The 16,974-nt window shown below is 50.1% G+C and carries 15 protein-coding genes; 5 read left to right on the top strand and 10 right to left on the bottom strand.

What is annotated here, in order from left to right:
* On the top strand, nt 1–787 hold a 787-nt coding region (locus tag BZJ17_RS04860; protein ID WP_108743778.1), incomplete at its 5' end, for an EamA family transporter.
* Here BZJ17_RS04860 and BZJ17_RS04865 read toward each other — a convergent pair.
* Entirely contained in the window at nt 784–1,758 is a 975-nt protein-coding gene (locus BZJ17_RS04865) for a lipid A deacylase LpxR family protein (protein ID WP_157893158.1), read from the bottom strand. The two genes, BZJ17_RS04860 and BZJ17_RS04865, sit on opposite strands and share 4 nt — an antisense overlap.
* Nucleotides 1,759–1,896: 138 nt before the next feature.
* Here BZJ17_RS04865 and BZJ17_RS04870 point away from each other — a divergent pair, with 138 nt between their 5' ends.
* Complete coding sequence (locus tag BZJ17_RS04870; protein ID WP_077639968.1) at nt 1,897–2,736, top strand: rhodanese-like domain-containing protein; 840 nt, start codon at nt 1,897–1,899, stop codon at nt 2,734–2,736.
* Between the two features lie 8 nt (nt 2,737–2,744).
* On the opposite strand, the gene BZJ17_RS04875 is transcribed toward BZJ17_RS04870, so the two are convergent.
* Entirely contained in the window at nt 2,745–3,584 is an 840-nt protein-coding gene (locus BZJ17_RS04875; RefSeq protein ID WP_077639969.1) for a phosphate ABC transporter substrate-binding protein, read from the bottom strand.
* Between the two features lie 376 nt (nt 3,585–3,960).
* On the opposite strand from BZJ17_RS04875, the gene BZJ17_RS04880 reads away from it, so the two are divergent.
* Complete coding sequence (locus tag BZJ17_RS04880; protein ID WP_077639970.1) at nt 3,961–5,619, top strand: AAA family ATPase; 1,659 nt, start codon at nt 3,961–3,963, stop codon at nt 5,617–5,619.
* Nucleotides 5,612–7,081 (top strand): ATPase RavA stimulator ViaA, encoded by a 1,470-nt coding sequence (viaA, locus tag BZJ17_RS04885; protein WP_077639971.1) that lies wholly within the window; start codon nt 5,612–5,614, stop codon nt 7,079–7,081. Before BZJ17_RS04880 ends, viaA begins: the two co-directional genes overlap by 8 nt.
* Here the strand turns inward: viaA and BZJ17_RS04890 are convergent.
* The 4 genes from BZJ17_RS04890 to BZJ17_RS04905 form a co-directional block, all read right to left on the bottom strand.
* Nucleotides 7,075–7,992 carry an EamA family transporter gene (locus BZJ17_RS04890; RefSeq protein ID WP_069589839.1) on the bottom strand — a complete coding sequence of 306 codons (918 nt, stop codon included), beginning with the start codon at nt 7,990–7,992 and terminating at the stop codon, nt 7,075–7,077. The two genes, viaA and BZJ17_RS04890, sit on opposite strands and share 7 nt — an antisense overlap.
* Before the next feature lie 151 nt (nt 7,993–8,143).
* Nucleotides 8,144–8,938 (bottom strand): ABC transporter ATP-binding protein, encoded by a 795-nt coding sequence (locus tag BZJ17_RS04895; RefSeq protein WP_077639972.1) that lies wholly within the window; start codon nt 8,936–8,938, stop codon nt 8,144–8,146.
* Nucleotides 8,935–9,846, bottom strand: a complete 912-nt coding sequence (locus tag BZJ17_RS04900; RefSeq protein ID WP_077639973.1) for an ABC transporter permease — start codon at nt 9,844–9,846, stop codon at nt 8,935–8,937. Before BZJ17_RS04900 ends, BZJ17_RS04895 begins: the two co-directional genes overlap by 4 nt.
* Before the next feature lie 25 nt (nt 9,847–9,871).
* Complete coding sequence (locus BZJ17_RS04905; RefSeq protein WP_077639974.1) at nt 9,872–10,840, bottom strand: ABC transporter substrate-binding protein; 969 nt, start codon at nt 10,838–10,840, stop codon at nt 9,872–9,874.
* Between the two features lie 510 nt (nt 10,841–11,350).
* Here BZJ17_RS04905 and nhaD point away from each other — a divergent pair.
* On the top strand, nt 11,351–12,781 hold the full coding sequence (gene nhaD / locus BZJ17_RS04910; protein WP_069588405.1) for a sodium:proton antiporter NhaD: 1,431 nt from the start codon (nt 11,351–11,353) through the stop codon (nt 12,779–12,781).
* A gap of 102 nt (nt 12,782–12,883) precedes the next feature.
* Here the strand turns inward: nhaD and BZJ17_RS04915 are convergent, their stop codons facing one another.
* The 4 genes from BZJ17_RS04915 to dctP are packed head-to-tail and all read right to left on the bottom strand — an operon-like array spanning nt 12,884 to nt 16,297.
* A complete protein-coding gene (locus BZJ17_RS04915) occupies nt 12,884–13,324 on the bottom strand; it encodes a universal stress protein (RefSeq protein ID WP_077457664.1) in 441 nt (146 codons plus the stop codon).
* A gap of 21 nt (nt 13,325–13,345) precedes the next feature.
* Nucleotides 13,346–14,629 carry a TRAP transporter large permease gene (locus BZJ17_RS04920; protein ID WP_069588401.1) on the bottom strand — a complete coding sequence of 428 codons (1,284 nt, stop codon included), beginning with the start codon at nt 14,627–14,629 and terminating at the stop codon, nt 13,346–13,348.
* 12 nt (nt 14,630–14,641) lie between these two features.
* Entirely contained in the window at nt 14,642–15,217 is a 576-nt protein-coding gene (locus BZJ17_RS04925; protein WP_069588399.1) for a TRAP transporter small permease, read from the bottom strand.
* A 57-nt stretch (nt 15,218–15,274) separates the two neighbouring features.
* Nucleotides 15,275–16,297, bottom strand: coding sequence for a TRAP transporter substrate-binding protein DctP (gene dctP / locus BZJ17_RS04930; RefSeq protein WP_069588397.1), 1,023 nt, complete (start codon nt 16,295–16,297; stop codon nt 15,275–15,277).
* Nucleotides 16,298–16,974 lie beyond the last annotated feature (677 nt).

A 16,974-nucleotide genomic window follows, 5' to 3' on the forward strand; every position in this document is an offset into this window, starting at 1 on the left:
TTGGATGGCAGTATGGCGCGCATTGCCAGCAGGCCTGCTGATGCTATTGATTAGTCGTCGAGGCTTACCGTTGAGCGTGCCGCGCATGCTCGCGGTGAGCTTTTTTAATATCGCCGCGTTCTTTTTGTTGTTATTTGTGGCCGCCTATCGTTTACCGGGTGCAGTCGCTGGGACGTTAGGAGCGACCTTACCGCTCGTATTGATGTTGTTGCAGTGGTTAACGGAAGGGAAACGCCCTCAGTTAAAGATGTTGATGTTGGCACTGCTCGGTTTGGCTGGGGTGGGGCTGCTCCTTAACCCTTCTACCGACATTGATTGGGTTGGTGCAGGGGCGATGTTAGCCGCCACCGTTTTTGTCGCGCAGTCGACCTTGTGGATGAAGCGCTGGGAGGCCAAAGATATCTTTGGTTTAACCGCGTGGCAGTTAGTCATTGGTGGCGTGATGTTGATCCCGTTTGCGTGGTTACTGGCAGGACCGCCACAGGCAATCAGCCTCCATGCCGTTCCGGGTTTGATCTGGGTAATTGTGTTGAATACCGCGGTAGGTTACTGGGCTTATATACGCTCGATTACCGTGTTAGGCCCCAATCGCCAGTCGATCATTATGTTTTTGAACCCACTGACTGCTGTCACCCTTGGGGTCTTGTGGGTTAATGAGACACTTCAGCCCATGCAGTGGGTCGGTATTGGGTTGATCCTTGCCTCCTTGGTATGGATGAAATGGTCTGATCGAGGCGCACGACCTGTGGTGAAACAAGCCGTAGAGCCTCTGCCAGTTAACCGTTAATAACGATAGTGGACTGTCCATGACACATAGCTGTAGGTGTCGTCAGTGGCTTGTTGATAGTCTTTACTGTGCAGCGCAACGCTCACGTCAGTGCCCCAGCGCGGTTGGTAATAAGCGAAACCGGCCGCGGCACTGGCTTGCCAATGGGTCATATCAATATCTGCGTTTTCGGGGGGCTTATCGCCATTTATGGTGATGTCATTGGCGCGGTATCGACCTTGCACAGCGGTGTAAAAAAATGCGCCTTGGGTGCTGGCATCAAACATTCGGCTGTCAAGGTGGCGACCGGGCTCAAAACTGATCCCACCATAGGAATTCGCTAAGTCTAGTCCGATGCGATAGCTGAGCCCGGCGGATACCTCACTGCGAAAGTTACCAATATCTGCGCGACCAGATACGCCCCACTCTTGATATTCGCTCCGATGAAGAAGCTGGTGGCGTTCATAGGCAAACTGTGCCACCGGCGTATTTCGCACCTGATAGTCCCATCCTTTGGGATCCGGTGAGTCGATAAGCTTATGCACATAAGATTGCCCTTGTTCGGTCAAAGAGGCAGGCCCCACGATGCCAAACAATACTGACCATTTATCGACGCGTTCAGGCGTTTGCTGATACACACCTGGCTCGATGAAAATTAGCCCCGCGTAGGGACGCTCGTTAGGTTGCGGTGTGGTGAAGGTGATGTCATTCGGTGTCCACATCATCTGGCCGATGTCTAGACTCCAAGCTTGACGGGCCTCTGGGTTTAAAGGCAGTTGCTCTGCAAACCAACGTATCGGCGCCACCGATGTGGTGGTGACATCGTCAGACCAATCGCTGTGCCAATGGGCATATACGCCACTGGTATATTGATTATCTTCGCCGAGCGGGCTGTCATTTTCGATCGTCACGCCAAACCCTGCTGCATGGCCGAGTGTGGGAAGCACGAGCAGGGCTAAAGCGGTTCGACGAATTAGGGGCAGCGATGTCATTAACGTCCTCATTGGCTTGCATCTTGATGGCGACAGAATCAGTATGAAGAAAAACTGAGTGTTACTCTATGTCACGCTCGTCAGTATCGAGTGAAATATGAGTAAGGCCTCCATCAATAATGAAAAGGGATCGTCAAGATGTCAGTGTTTGTCAGTGCGCAGTGGTTAACGTCGCGATTAGAATCGGTTGTCCCCGTAGACGCCAGTTGGTTTATGCCCGACGTGGCGCGCGATAGCTATCAGGAGTGGCAGCAGCGCCGTTTACCCGGTGCCATATTCTTTGATTTTGATGGCGCTATTAAAGATACCCAATCGACGTTACCTCATATGTTACCCAGTGCTGAGGAATTTGCGAGACACATGGGCAAACTCGGCATCGCGCCACAAGATACTTTGGTGATCTACGATACCCAAGGCCTGTTTTCTGCCGCCCGTGTGTGGTGGATGTGTAAAGTCATGGGTCATGAAAATGTCTTTATTTTGGATGGTGGACTGCCGGCTTGGTTGGCACAAAATGGACCTTTGGAAGAGTCGGCCGCGAAACCCCGTGTCGAAGCAACATATGTGTCGAGCTTCAAACCTTATCGCTACATAGATGGAGAAACACTGGCGGCAAAACTGGCGGCTGTGAATGTGATTGATGTCCGTCCAGCGGCACGGTTTAACGGGACGGTGCCAGAGCCAAGAGACGGTGTGCGTGCAGGGCATATGCCGGGCGCAAAGAACTTGCCGTTTGCTAGCCTTACTGACCAACAAGGCTTTGTGATTGATCAAACAGAAGCCAGACGCGTCGTGCTTCCGTTACTCAGTGATACACGTCTTAATGTTGCAAGCTGTGGGTCTGGCGTGACGGCTTGCATTCTCGCCGCAGTGGCCGAGCATTACTTTGGCTACCCGATTGCTGTCTACGATGGGTCATGGACAGAGTGGGGTAGCCATAAAACATGGCCGGTGACTAAGGAAGCCAGTACGGCCTAATTGCCCGCTCAGGGCGTTGTCAGTGCCATGTGTGGCGACTGACTCGCGACGTAGCCGGCATTGGCAAACGCTTGCTGGCCTTGCTCAGACAGCAAGTAATCATAAAAGCCGTTAGCGGCGGATGACAGTGGCGCGGTTTTGCGCAATATCACAAAAGGGCGCGCCAACTTATAGCGCCCATCAGCGATGGCGGCCAAGGTTGGTGCTTGACCATCCACCGATAGCGGTTTGATGCCTGCATCGACCGAGCCCAGCGAGACATAGCCGATAGCGTGAGGGTTCTTGGCGACTAGGGTTTTCACCATGCTATTGCTATTCACCACCATTAAGCGTGGACTCACTCCCGATACTGTCTCACCTTTCACGACCTTGGTCAGGTCGAGTAAGGTTTCAAACGAAAAGCGCGATCCCGAGGCTGACTCACGGGACACCGCGGCGATTTCACGATCCGCTCCCCCGAGTGCTTGCCAGTTTTTAATCTCTCCCAAATAGATCTTCCGAATTTGCGCTTGGGTCAGGGCCGTGACGGGATTGCTGGGATGAACCACCAAGGCAATGCCATCATAGGCCAGAATATCGGTGGTGAGATCGGGAGCCATTTCTTCTTGTTTTAAATACCGCGAACTCATACCCATCGATGCAATCCCTTTTTTGACTGCAGCAATGCCCGCGGCCGAGCCCGTTCCTTGTACCTGAATGACCACATCATGGTCGCGCTGATAGCGCTCGGCAATCACTTCCATCACATGGCTCACAGACGTTGAACCCGTGATAGTGACTGGTGGCGCGGCGATCGCGAGTTGGCTGATGCAAAGGAAGAGGAAAGAAAAAAGTGTGTGTTTAAACATGGGTTAACGTCCTGTTGCGATAAAGAGGCAACGGATCCTATGACAATGATGTGTCATTCCAGTGACAACGTGAGCCAAAACCATGCTGAGTTAACAAGATCAATGCGTTCCTGATGCTTTAACCATCAGCTTCTTCGAGCGACTACACAATATTGACTTTAAGGTGATCTGTGTCACTATTTGATATCTGCATCAATGATATATCCATACATTACTTAAAATTTACTTACACATTAGTTTATTTATTGTGCGCTTGTTCAGCGTGTTGATGGCAGCCTTGGATGGGCTTGCCATGCTTTATGTAGAAGCAGGAAGCCGCCTTATCACCGCGAGAGGCCGCTCAGACTGAAACCGAATCAGAATGCGGGAGTGTCACTTGTCTCAAAACCTCGCCACCGTCAGCCGCCGTGCGCTATTGCCTGAGCGCATTTCTCAACTTATTGATGCCCTGTCCAGTGGCGTCTATGAACGTGAACATACGATCAAAATGTGTTTGCTCGCCGCGCTTGCTGGCGAAAGTGTGTTCTTGTTGGGGCCACCGGGCATCGCCAAGAGTTTTATTGCCAAACGTCTAATCGATGCGTTTGAAAACAGCCAGTTCTTTGAGTATCTAATGACTCGCTTCTCCACCCCTGAAGAAGTTTTTGGGCCGTTATCCATTCAAGCGCTAAAGGATGAAGGTAAATATGTTCGTCTCACCGAGGGCTATCTGCCCAACGCCGATGTGGTGTTCCTCGATGAAATTTGGAAAGCTGGTCCGGCGATCCTCAACACGCTATTAACTGTGGTGAATGAGCGTACGTTTCGTAATGGCGAGCATGTTTATCCGGTTCCCATGCGGCTTCTCGTCACGGCCTCGAACGAACTTCCTGAGCCTGATAGTGGGCTAGATGCTTTGTATGACCGAATGCTTCTGCGGGTATTTGTTAACCGTATTCAAGAGAAGAAGAATTTTAAACTGATGCTCACTGAGCCGAGCCAAGATGAAACCTCGGTGCCGGATAAAATAAAAATTGGTCATGAGGAGTATCAGCAATGGCAGAGCATTATTCCTAGCCTTTCTTTGCCCGATGCGATTTTTGACAAGCTCTATACCTTAAAGCAGCGGCTCGAGCAGGCGGGCGAAGACAGTCCAAACTTCAATCCAGCCGAATTATACGTGTCGGATCGCCGCTGGAAAAAAGCGGTGCGCCTCTTAAAGGCGGCGGCGTTCTTTAACGGACGTGATGAAGTCGGACCGCTCGACTTACTGCTACTCGAAGACTGTCTCTGGCACAGCCCTGAATCGCGCGACGTGGTACAGGATGTGATGCGTCAGTTTGCGGCTGAGATTTTGTTCGATCAGCAAGAAGCCTTAGCGTTAATGGATGATGTGAAAGTGGCCTTGCGTGACATAGAGCAAAGCACGGTAGAAGCGCTCGCTTACCAGCAAGACAGCGCAAGTTCGAGTTTGAGAAAACCCACCATTGATATCAGCAAAGCCCCACGTTTTAGCGTCAATCAAAGTCGCGACCTCGTCCGCTTTGTGCTGCTCACTGCCAACCCGTCGGTCTCGGAGCAAGAAAAGGGCGATAGTCGCTGGATATACCTCGATGCGGCTGATGTGGAGAAGAAGCTCAAGCCCGGCAGCACGGATCTTTATGGCTACGTCAACAAAAACACCCATTTGTGTCGCCTCACGTTAGAGTGGGACGCACAGGGCATGCTGGTGGTCAAAGACATTGCCAATCGTGCTGTGCCGGTTGCACTGGCGGGGGTGAATAACCCAGACGCCGAACAGCTTGACACCTGGCACGCGCAAACCGACCAAGCGCTTGAACAATTAAATCAGGCGCAGTTTCTTATTCGTCGCGCCCGTAGTCAGCTAAATGCAGGCCTACCGCATCTTTCTGCACAGCCAGAGTTACTGGAAGTCGCATCTGAGAGCTTGGTGGATGCCGAGCGGGATGTAAAAGCTCACATGGCCACGCTAGAACAGCAAGCGCGCCGTTTACGTCGTCTCGATACGTTTTTTACTGGAGCGGACGATGCTTAGCGCGGAAAGCTTAAACATGGGCTTAATGTTGGCGGAATCCGGCTTGCTTGATGCGGCAATGACCGAGTTGATGTCGCACCCCCAGTTACTGCTTCTCACTGAGCGCAGCCCGGCGATCAAACGTGCGGTACAAAAACAGCTCGATAAATGGCGAGGCCACACCAAGCGCAAACTCATGCAGCAAGGGTTGTCACCGGCCCTGAAGCAAGAAATTCAGTTGTATGAGCAAGCGACAGAGAAGTCGGCACGCGCCTTTGAGTCCGACATTCAAACACTCCTCGCTGACTTGGAGCCGGTCTCTTCGTTTCATGCGCAAGCGTCATCATTGGCGGCACAACAGGCTGAACATCCTGACCCAATGTTTCAATCGTATTTTTGCAATAAATGGCATGCGCATTTAAAGGCAGAAATCCACGCGTTACAGTCGGAAAATCTGGAAGCGCAAAAAGAGAAGCTTTTAGACGATCTTTACCGTCGTATTGCAACCTATCAAACGATGGATGGTGTCGATCAATCCGGTGATATCAGTAAAGTGGGGCGGTTGTGGGATATGGCCGCGAGCCATTTATCTCAACATGACGTGACCTTACTGAAACGTTTTGTCACTTTCCTAGAGAAAAATCCTGATCTTCAAGCGATTGCGGAGCAATTAGGACGGATGGCGAATCAAGTCAGTGCCAGTGGCCCCAGCCAGCAACAGACCGAAACCTTAAAAACAGTACCAGAGCGACAAGTTGACGTTCCTGATGATATTACGGGTATTTGTCAAAGCGACCGCGTTGATCGCTTACTTCCTAATGAAGCAGTGCTGCTCTCAGACCCCGCGCTCGAAGTGGTGTTTTACAAGCAATTGGTGGATAAACAGCTACTGAACTATCAATTGTCGGGGAAGGCGCATCGTCGCCAAAAAGTAGAAACCAATGCACCGAGTCAGTCTAAGCCTGAGCAGATAAAAGGCCCATTTATTATTGCGGTCGATGCCTCTGGCTCCATGAGTGGTTTTCCGGAACAATGTGCAAAAGCCTTGGCGTATGTATTAATGCGTATCGCCGCCACCGAGCATCGTGACTGCTACGTGATGCTGTTTTCCACTGACCATATTAGCTATGAGCTGACTGGCGAACAGGGGCTACAAGAAGCGATGAGCTTTCTTTCATACCGTTTTCATGGTGGTACCGATATGGCGCCAGTGATTGATAAAGCGCTCGACTTAATGGCAGGTGACCGTTACCAAAATGCTGATCTGGTGGTGGTGTCTGATTTTATCGCGCCCAAACAATCGGATGCGATGATCGAAAAAGTGAACGCACTGAAAGCGCAGCAAAATCGATTTCACGCCGTGAGCCTGTCTAAATACGGTAATCCAGAGCTGATGGCGATGTTTGATCACTGTTGGCGCTATCAGCCATCCTTAGCCGGGCGCTTAGTTAACCAATGGTGGCCGGGTAAACGCGATCACTGAGCGGACGCAGACGGTGCTTTTTTCGCCGATGTTTTTCTTGCCTGCTTAAGATAACGCCACAGTCTCGCGCCAAGTACGGAAATGGTTAGCCCAACCACGATCAATCCTGCCCCCACCCATTCGATGGGTGATAATCGCTCCCCCAGACCTATCGAGGCGGCACTCATTCCCACAATAGGGATTAACAACGCGAACGGTGTGACCGACGCTGAGGTATGTTGATTCAATAGCCAGCCCCACAAAGCAAAGGCCACCAAGGTAGAAATGTAGCCGACGTAAGCGATGGATAACCAGCCAGATAGCGGTGTAGCTTGCAGCAATTGGAGCGGATGTTGGCTCTCCAGTAAATAGGATAGGGCGAAGAGTGGTAGGGGAGGGATCAAGCTCACCCATACCATAAAATGCATTAGATTCACGCCCGGCATCTGTTTCATCACCAGATTGGCAATGGCCCAGAAAAATGCCGCGGCGACGATCATCGTCACACCTGTGAGGGTGGCGCTACCTGTGGTGGTAAGAAAGAAAAGTGCAAACCCAGACAGGGCAATGAACAGCCCCAGTCCTTGCGCGCGAGTGACGACTTCGCGCAGTAACACCGCACTCAGTAAGATGGTAAATATCACCTGCGCTTGCAACAGCAAAGACGCAATCCCTGCCGATGCGTCGGCGTCCATCGCCACAAAGAGCAGGCTGAATTTAATCACGCCAAGACTGAGCCCGACGGTCAATAACTGCCACAGTGGGACGCGAGGACGTGGGACAAACAATACCGCCGGGATAGCGACAATTAAAAACCGCAACCCAGAGAAAAGAATTGGCGGCAGTGTGTGTAAGCCTACCTTGATGACAGAGAAATTCACGCCCCAAATAACGACCACGGTAAGGGCGAGTGCGATACTTTTTGCGTTCATACCTAATTCCTTGGCAATACTGGCGTTAGGCTAGCATGGAAATGTCATAACCCCTAATTGTTAGACAGCCATGCCAATAAATTAGATCTGTTGATGGGGCCATCACGAAAAAAGGCGCCGATAGGGCGCCTTATGGTTTAGTAGGTGTGGGTTAGCTGAGGAGCAAACTGTCGTCTGCCAGTGTCTCGCCGCGCACTTTATTGAACATCTCAAGCAGATGTGGCACATCCATGTTTTTGCGCTCATCGCCATGCACATCAAGCACTATTTTACCTTGGTGTAGCATCACGGTACGGTCGCCGCAGGCAAGGGCGTCTTTCATGGAGTGGGTGACCATCATGGCAGTCAGATTAAATTCGTTGACGATTTTTTTCGTTAAATCAATCACGAATGCAGCCATGCGAGGGTCGAGCGCAGCGGTGTGCTCATCCAGTAATAAGAGTTTGCTTTCTGACAAGGTCGCCATGACCAAACTGACCGCTTGGCGTTGGCCACCGGAGAGCAAACCAATACTGTCGCTCAACCTGTCTTCAAGGCCTAAACCTAAAATCGCGATCCTTTCTTGAAAGAGCTTGCGGCGCTTGTCACCGAGCGCACGTGTCCAGCCACGTCCTTTACCGCGACGATAAGCCAGTGCAAGGTTTTCTTCAATGGTCAGCGAGGCACAGGTGCCTGCCAGCGGATCTTGAAACACACGGGCAGCAAGGGTGGCGCGTTCATGAACGGCTTTCTTAGTCACGTCGACGCCATCAATATTGACGCTTCCGCCGATCATTGGCGTCTCGCCGGTCACCGCTCCGAGCAGTGTTGATTTGCCTGCGCCATTAGAGCCGATAATGGTGACAAACTCTTTTTCTGGAATCGTCAGACTTACGCCACGTAAGGCGCGGTTTTCAAGCACAGTACCGGGGTTAAAGGTCACTTGAATATTGGTTAATGAAATCATTCCGACACCTCTGCCTGCTTGGCGCGTTTTGATTTTTGATATTGCTGACGCATTTTAGGCGCGATAAGCGCGACGGCGACCAGTACTGCAGTAACCAGATTGAGGTCMGAGGCTTGCAAGCCAAACATACCACTGGATAGTGCAAAGGCGACGGCGAGACGGTAGAGAATCGAACCAACAATAACAGCAACCACCGCCACCCACACTTTGCGGCCCGGTATCAGTGTTTGGCCTAGAATCACAGCCGCAAGGCCAACCACAATGGTGCCGACCCCCGAAGTAACATCGGCAAAACTATTGGTTTGTGCAAATAGCGCCCCAGCAAAGCCGACAAAGGCGTTGGATAGGGCTAAGCCAAAATACGTGTACATGGCGGTACTGCCGCCCTGCGCCTTAACCATACGAGGATTGACCCCAGTGGCGCGTAGGCCGAGACCAAAATCACTGGCGAGTAAGCGGATCACCAACAAACCGCTGATAATCACCAAAACACCGACCACGAGGGGACGCAGATAGACAGGTGCAATACCCAGCTTTTCGAATGGGGTAAGAATTGTTTCCTCACCCAACAAGGCGATATTCGGCCGGCCCATAATACGAATATTGATCGAAAAGGCGGCAATCATTGTCAAAATGCTCGAGAGCAGATTGAGGATGCCGCACTTCACCGTCAAAAACGCCGTCACCAAGCCGGTGATCCCACCGGCCAGAATAGCGACTGCGGTAGCAAACCAAGGGTTGTAGCCTGCGACGATAAGAGTGGCCGCCACTGCAGCGCCCATCGGGAAGCTGCCATCAACGGTAAGATCGGGAAAATCAAGCACCCGGAACGTCAGGTAAACCCCTAAGGCGACCAAGCCATAGATAAGGCCTACTTCCAAGGTGCCAAAAAAAGCAATGGCAGTCATTCACTACTCCTAAGACTGATACTGACTAGTCTTGAATACGCGCGGCACGATCCAAAATTGTGTCGGGAACCGTGATGCCAAGTCGATTGGCTGCTGCACGATTAACGGCTAAGTCAGAGCCAAGCGCGACTTTGGCCGGCAGTGAAGACACAGGTTTCCCTTCTAGTACCGCAGCAACATAATCGGACGTTTGCACACCAACGGAGTAGTAATCAAAGCCGAGCGCCACCACGGCGCCGTTAGGGATATACGATGTCGATCCGCCAATCACTGGGGTATCAGCAGAATTAGCCGCTGCGACAAGACCATCGATGGCGCTGGCAACGGTATTATCGGTTGGCGCATAAATCACATCCGCTTGGGTGGCTACAACTTGCGCAGCAGATTGAACATCGGCACTTTTTAGTGCTGTTCCTTCCACAACCTTAATGCCTTGAGCATTTGCTGCTTCACGGAGTAATTCTACTAAGGTGACGGCATTAGCTTCCCCTGGATTGTAAACCACCCCAATAGTGGTGAGTTCGGGGAGTAACTCTTTGGCCAATGCAACGTGTTGAGCGACAGGTGAGAGGTCAGACAGACCCGTTACGTTGCCACTGGGAGCGTCCATATTCTTAACCAGCTTCGCTCCCACAGGATCGGTAACGGCGGTAAAAATAACGGGGATATCTTTGGTAGCGGCAGCCAGTGCTTGTGCGGAAGGTGTCGCGATGCCAACCAGCACATCAGGTTGTTCCCCAACATATTGACGTGCGATTTGAACGGCAATAGCCGGGTTACCTTGCGCTGTTTGATATTTAAAATCTAGATTTTCACCCGGCGTATATCCTTTGGCTTTCAACCCATCGAGTAGACCGTTTCGCGCGGCATCAAGCGCAGGGTGCTCGACAATTTGGGAAACCGCAACCGTCGCGGTTTCGGCCAGTGTCGTCAAGGATACGCCAACAGACAGCGCGGCGGCGCAGGCCAGTGTGGCGATTTTAGGTGTTTTCATAGTGACTCCCATCTTCTCATCATGCATGCCATGGGTGGTGATCAAGCAAGGATGTTAGATTGCGATGTTGTGTGTTAGTTAAAATATGGGTTTTGTTTTTATAGCAATTGAATTTATTTGCTTTTTATTCAAACTTAGTCGTTTTTTGCTGACGATGACAGCGTATGTCGACTAGTAAGTTGATATTATTAAGCTTGACAATAAGTAATGTCATCTCTTTTTTGCCGATTCACCTCGCTTAAAGATAGACGTTCACGCCATATTTGTTAATATTATGTTTGCTTTTGTGCTGCTACGCGGCAAATGAGCAAAATAAACGATTATGAAAACCCGTTGAGTGCAAAAGCGTGCGCTGTTTGAGGTCTTTTTCGAGGCTGCGAATCGTGTCACGACAGGGCGCTGGCAGGTATTTATCCCCTATCGATATAGGGTTTTAGACGACACGGCCGACTAGGCCGGTTTTTTATGCAATGTAGAAAAGTTAGGTAATCAATACTTGGAGGCTCAAGGATGAAGCGTTTGGTTGCGGCACTGGCGGTAGTTTCGCCGAGTGCGTTTGCCGCTACGACAGGACAAGGACTGGATTTAACCCAGAACTGGGTAGGCTATGCCTCTTTAGCCATTTTTGCCGTGGCTTACAGCTTGGTGATGCTAGAAGAAAAGCTTCATCTGCGTAAGTCAAAGCCCGTGTTGCTGGCGGCGGGATTAATCTGGTTGCTAATCGGATATGCGTATTCTCAATGGGGAGACATGGCCCCCGCGCATGCGGCGCTTGAGCACAACCTTCTTGAGTATGCAGAGCTACTGCTATTTTTGCTGGTGGCGATGACCTATATCTCTGCGATGGAAGAAAGGCGCCTATTTGATGGCTTAAAGGCGTGGATTCTAAGCAAAGGTTATGACTTACGTACCTTGTTCTGGATCACTGGGGTACTTTCCTTCTTTATCTCTCCCATTGCGGATAACCTCACAACGGCGCTGTTGATGTGTACGATTGTGCTAAAAATCGGCGGTGACAATCCTCGCTTTGTGAACCTCGCGTGTATCAATATTGTGGTTGCCGCAAACGCAGGGGGCGCCTTCAGTCCCTTTGGTGATATCACCACATTGATGGTTTGGCAGGCGGGCAAAGTGACCTTTGCTGAGTTCGGAGCTTTGTTCATTCCATCTGTGGTCAACTATGTGATCCCCGCTTTTATTATGTCACTGTTTATCCCACGGACTCAGCCGGATGTAATGCAAGAGCACGTCGAGCTTAAGCGTGGCGCGCGTCGTATTATGGTGTTGTTTTTACTCACCATTGCCACCGCGGTTGCGTTCCATGGCTTTATTCACTTCCCACCGGTGATGGGGATGATGATGGGCCTCGCGTATCTACAGTTCTTTGGCTTTTATTTGCGTCGCACCCTACCGCGCTCATTGGCACGTAAACGTGCGATTGCGGAGGCGAAGAATGATGAAGCGGCGTTGCGTCGCTTGGGCTCCGTGGTGCCTTTTGATGTGTTTCGTCGCATCTCGCACGCGGAGTGGGATACCTTGCTTTTCTTCTATGGGGTCGTGATGTGTGTCGGGGGACTTAGCTTGATTGGTTACCTCACCATGGTCTCAAACGTTATGTATCTTCAGTGGGATCCTATCTGGGCGAATAGCTTAGTTGGGGTGCTATCCGCGGTGGTCGATAATATTCCTGTGATGTTCGCCGTATTAACGATGAGCCCAGAAATGTCGCACGGAAACTGGTTGCTGGTGACATTAACGGCCGGTGTTGGCGGCAGCTTGCTCTCTTTGGGGTCAGCCGCAGGGGTGGCATTGATGGGACAAGCGCACGGCAAATACACCTTCTTTGGTCATTTGAAGTGGGCACCTGTCATTATGCTGGGATATATCGCCTCTATCGCTGTGCATTTAGTGCTTAATAGCCACTACTTTCACATTCAATAGCTGATAAGTTGGCATCATAGAAAAACGCCGCTATCCAATAGCGGCGTTTTGCTGTTTAGCGTAAGGGATTGTATTGTGCAGTGAAGCAAAACCATCATGGCGTTAGACGACCATCGTGGGGCAGTGGGCGCGTCCAGCCACGCGATGAGACACACTGCCGAGGAACATACCGTCTTTATCTGAATGTGTTCCGTGTGCCCCCATCACAATCAAATCTACCTCTTTGCTTTTGGCAAACTTAATGATGGTTTTAGAGGGGCGACCGCCTTTTACAAAACCACGTACATTTTCGCCGCCATTTTCAAGCGCATGTTGTTTGGCTTGCTCGACGATGTTACGCGCGTATTCGCTTAAGGTTTGATCTGGGATTTGTAATCGATCAGGACGCACCATCGATAGCGATGCCTCAAACAAACTGTGATGCTTAAACACACACAAAAGATACAACTCTGCACCGGTAAGTTGTTGAATTTCTAGCGCTTTATCCAATGCGTTCAAGGCTGAAAAAGAGCCATCAACCGCAACGAGTATTCGTTTAAACATCCAGTTACTCCTGTTGTTAGGTTATCCAAACGCGATATCACGCAGGAATAACGCAATCTGAGGGAACATCACCAGCAGTGCGGCAGAGAGAAGCAGCATCGCAATAAAAGGGCCTGTCCCACGGATAACTTCCCAATAGGGTTTTTTGAAAATCGCAATCGCGGTAAAAATATCGCAGCCAAAGGGTGGTGTTGCTGAACCAATCGCGACTTGCAAGGTGATCACTATCCCCACATGTACAGGATCAAGACTAGTGGCTTCTATCGCAGGTGCAAATATAGGCGTTAACACCAAGATAACCACAATGGGGTCTACAAACATACAGGCGACGAAGAAGGCGATAGAAATTGAGGCAAGGACACCCATAGGGCCCATTTGACTAATCCCTACGGCTTCTAGAATGGTTTGTGGGATTTGTGCGAATGAGATAATCCAAGAGAACCCATTACCAACCCCAACCAAAATGAAAACCACCGCAGTGATAAGACCAGTTGAGCGCGCGATGGTAAAGACATCTCGACTGCTTAATGATCGGAATACCCCAAACTCCAAAATCATCGCATAAAGTACACACACGGCAGCCGCTTCGGTGGGACTGAACACACCGCCATAAATCCCTCCCACAATAATTAATGGGAACATCAGTGGCCAGAGCGCTTTCCGCGTGGCCTGCATACGCTCTTTCCATGTGGCCTTTGGCTCAGTCGGCACTTTATTGACCGTCGCGTAATAGAGGCAGTACAAAGAGAAAAAGCACAGAATCATCAAACCAGGGCCAATCCCCGCGATGAATAGCTCGGCAATCGAGGTTTCGGAGATCACCCCGTAAATGATCATCCCGATACTCGGTGGGATCAAAAAGGCAATATCACTCGAGTTGATAATCAGCGCGAGTGAGAACGAATCGCTGTATCCGGCGCGCAATAATTTAGGACGTAAAGCAGAACCCACTGCGACCACTGTCGCTTGGGTTGAACCCGAAACGGCGCCGAACAGCGTGCAAGACGTTGCCGTACTGATGGCTAAGCCGCCACGAATATGACCGATAAACGTCATGACCATATCTATCAAGCGTGAAGCCGATTGACCACGAGTCATAATGTCTGCAGCAAGGATAAACATGGGCACAGCAATCAAAGACGCTGGGCGGATGCCGCCTAACACTTGTTGGATAAAGGTATCCATTTGACCGACGCCACCAAACATCATGTAAAAACCAGTTAAGGCGGCAGCCGTAAGGGGAATCATCATCGGAAAGCCAAGCACGAGCAAGACAATCATGATGAACATTAAAGTCAGGGCCATAAGAGTGCCTATTTAAACTTCACTTTCAGTCTCAGCGTAACCGTCAAGCACGCCGGCGGAGAGATAAACATCGGGAGCGGTTAGGTTTTTATATACAGTTAGTCCGTATTGAATCCCTGTGATGACAAACCCAAGAGGAACCCAAATATAGATCCACCAGATTTCAAAGCCGAGGGCGGGCAAAATACGGCCTCGGTCGTATACCGAAACGATGTATTGATAAGAAAAATATGCGAGAACCAGCATAATCAAGCCAGTTACCAGCGCGATAGTGATCATTAGAATCTTACGTCCCTTAAACGGCAGGGTGTCGTAAAGGGCGGACATACGAATATGTCGGCCATGGCGAGCGGCATAGCCAATCCCCGCGAACGTGATCAGAATGATCAGAATGCGGTTTATCTCACCGGAAAAGAACAGCCCTTGACCAAAGCCAAAACGCGCCACGACGTTCACGCAGGTATTGAGCGCCATTAACAGCACGCCTGCGGCGAGCATAAACGACTCGATTTTGCAGATCAGGGTGTCCAATTTACCAAGAAGGCCGGGAAGCTCTGAGTGATAAGTGAGAGAGTCGGAATCGGTCATTACGTATTCCTCAAAATAAACAGGCACCGCAAGGCGCGGTGCCTGAACAACTGACAACTAGTTAGTAACGGCTTCGAGATCTTTCTTAAATTGATTAAGAAGGGCTTTGCCGCTTTCGCCGGTCATTTCATAGAAGGTTTCTTCAACCTGAGGTGCACGTGCTTTGAACTTAGCGATTTGCTCATCCGTCAGGCGTGTGACAGTCACGTCGTCGCTCGACGCCTGAATTTTCTCCAATGACTTCTCAGCAAGGCCACGGATATGTTTCACCGTTTCGTTGAAGGCATAATCAGCCGCGTCACGGATCATTGCTTGATCGTCTTTCGACAATCCGTCAAAGAAGTCTTTGTTTGCCATGGAGGCAGTGGTAAACCAACCGTGGTGCGTGAAGATCAGGTTCGGCGATACTTCGTACAAACCACCTGATTCAATCCAGAAAATCGGGTTTTCTTGGCCTTGGATCATATTGGTTTGGAGTGCGCCATATACTTCACCCCATGGTAATGGCGTTGGCGTTGCACCAAAGGCTTCATAGGTTGATGAAAGCAGTGGGTTAGTCATGACGCGGATCTTCTTGCCTTTCAGATCGGCCGGCTCAGTCACAGGCTCGTCGGCAGTCATGACCATTTCGCCCTCAGGATACATCTTGAGAAGCTCAAGGCCTTGCTCTTCATACAGTTTCGGGAAATCTTCATTCACTGCCTTGCTCTGACGGAAGAACTCGATCACGGTTTCCATGTTGGTTGGCATCAGATAAGGGATGAAGAAAATTTGTGCCTCTGGGATCAATGAGCCAGTAAAGCCTGGCGATTGGTTAACAAATTGAAGAATACCGGCTTGGGTTTGCTCCATGATGTCATCAGACTCACCCAGCTCGCCGAAGCGATAGATTTGCAAAGAGTGTTCAGAGTTATCTTCGATGTATTCCTTAAACTTGTGTGCATACACGTCTTGTACGTCACCTTCATACTCTTCGTGCGCATAGCGCCAAGTATCGGCGCTGGCTAGGGCTGAAAAGCCAAGCGCAGCAGCAACGCATGAAACCGCAGTCAATTGCTTAAGATGGCTATAAATGGACATCGTGTCCCTCCGATATGTGGTTTAGCTTTCACTCGTGGTTAACGAGAGTGTGATTAAGATCTTTTTCTCACTTGACGAGTTGGCACTTTGTGCCTGTCTCTCCTATACCCGTGGAAGCATCTGCCGATGTTTTTGGCCACCAGACAGACTATCCCAACAGCTTAAACATCAGAGCTGTAATTATTAAAGCCAGATGAATTTTGGCGTGTTTGCACTGTGACTGAGATCTTGTTTTTGCATCAAAAGAGAAAATCTCAGCGCAAAATTACAGCGATTCACTGAAGTAAACCAGGTTTATTCAGGGGGTTGCGGTCATGTAACAACACGGCAGATAATTGGATGGTGTTTTTTTAATAAAAGATATAGAGACAACAGTAAATAAAAATCTACACCAGTGGTCTTTAATTGAACAATTTTGATTATAGCACTAACTAATCTGTGATGGTTGCTTGGTATAGGCATCGGGCATTACTAAGTGCAGAGGTGAGAAAATTCATTCGGCCATGTAACTCCTTTCCTCAAAACGGTGAACGATACGTAAATTTCACGCTGTTTGAATGCCGTTTCTAGCTCAGTCAATGAGTATTCAATGGAAGGTTGGTATATCACAATGTTCTGAGCTTCCCACAACGCACTCCATCTAGTTACGTATCACTTCTAATCCTATGGACTTTGAT

It is taken from the genome of Salinivibrio sp. IB574 (assembly GCF_001996205.1).
Lineage (GTDB): Bacteria > Pseudomonadota > Gammaproteobacteria > Enterobacterales > Vibrionaceae > Salinivibrio > Salinivibrio proteolyticus.

Coding starts and splice junctions, on each gene's coding strand:
- BZJ17_RS04865 (WP_157893158.1), bottom strand. CDS start 1,758: ATGACATCGCTGCCCCTAATTCGTCGAACCGCTTTAGCCCTGCTCGTG.
- BZJ17_RS04870 (WP_077639968.1), top strand. CDS start 1,897: ATGTCAGTGTTTGTCAGTGCGCAGTGGTTAACGTCGCGATTAGAATCG.
- BZJ17_RS04875 (WP_077639969.1), bottom strand. CDS start 3,584: ATGTTTAAACACACACTTTTTTCTTTCCTCTTCCTTTGCATCAGCCAA.
- viaA (WP_077639971.1), top strand. CDS start 5,612: ATGCTTAGCGCGGAAAGCTTAAACATGGGCTTAATGTTGGCGGAATCC.
- BZJ17_RS04890 (WP_069589839.1), bottom strand. CDS start 7,992: ATGAACGCAAAAAGTATCGCACTCGCCCTTACCGTGGTCGTTATTTGG.
- BZJ17_RS04895 (WP_077639972.1), bottom strand. CDS start 8,938: ATGATTTCATTAACCAATATTCAAGTGACCTTTAACCCCGGTACTGTG.
- BZJ17_RS04905 (WP_077639974.1), bottom strand. CDS start 10,840: ATGAAAACACCTAAAATCGCCACACTGGCCTGCGCCGCCGCGCTGTCT.
- nhaD (WP_069588405.1), top strand. CDS start 11,351: ATGAAGCGTTTGGTTGCGGCACTGGCGGTAGTTTCGCCGAGTGCGTTT.
- BZJ17_RS04915 (WP_077457664.1), bottom strand. CDS start 13,324: ATGTTTAAACGAATACTCGTTGCGGTTGATGGCTCTTTTTCAGCCTTG.
- BZJ17_RS04920 (WP_069588401.1), bottom strand. CDS start 14,629: ATGGCCCTGACTTTAATGTTCATCATGATTGTCTTGCTCGTGCTTGGC.
- BZJ17_RS04925 (WP_069588399.1), bottom strand. CDS start 15,217: ATGACCGATTCCGACTCTCTCACTTATCACTCAGAGCTTCCCGGCCTT.
- dctP (WP_069588397.1), bottom strand. CDS start 16,297: ATGTCCATTTATAGCCATCTTAAGCAATTGACTGCGGTTTCATGCGTT.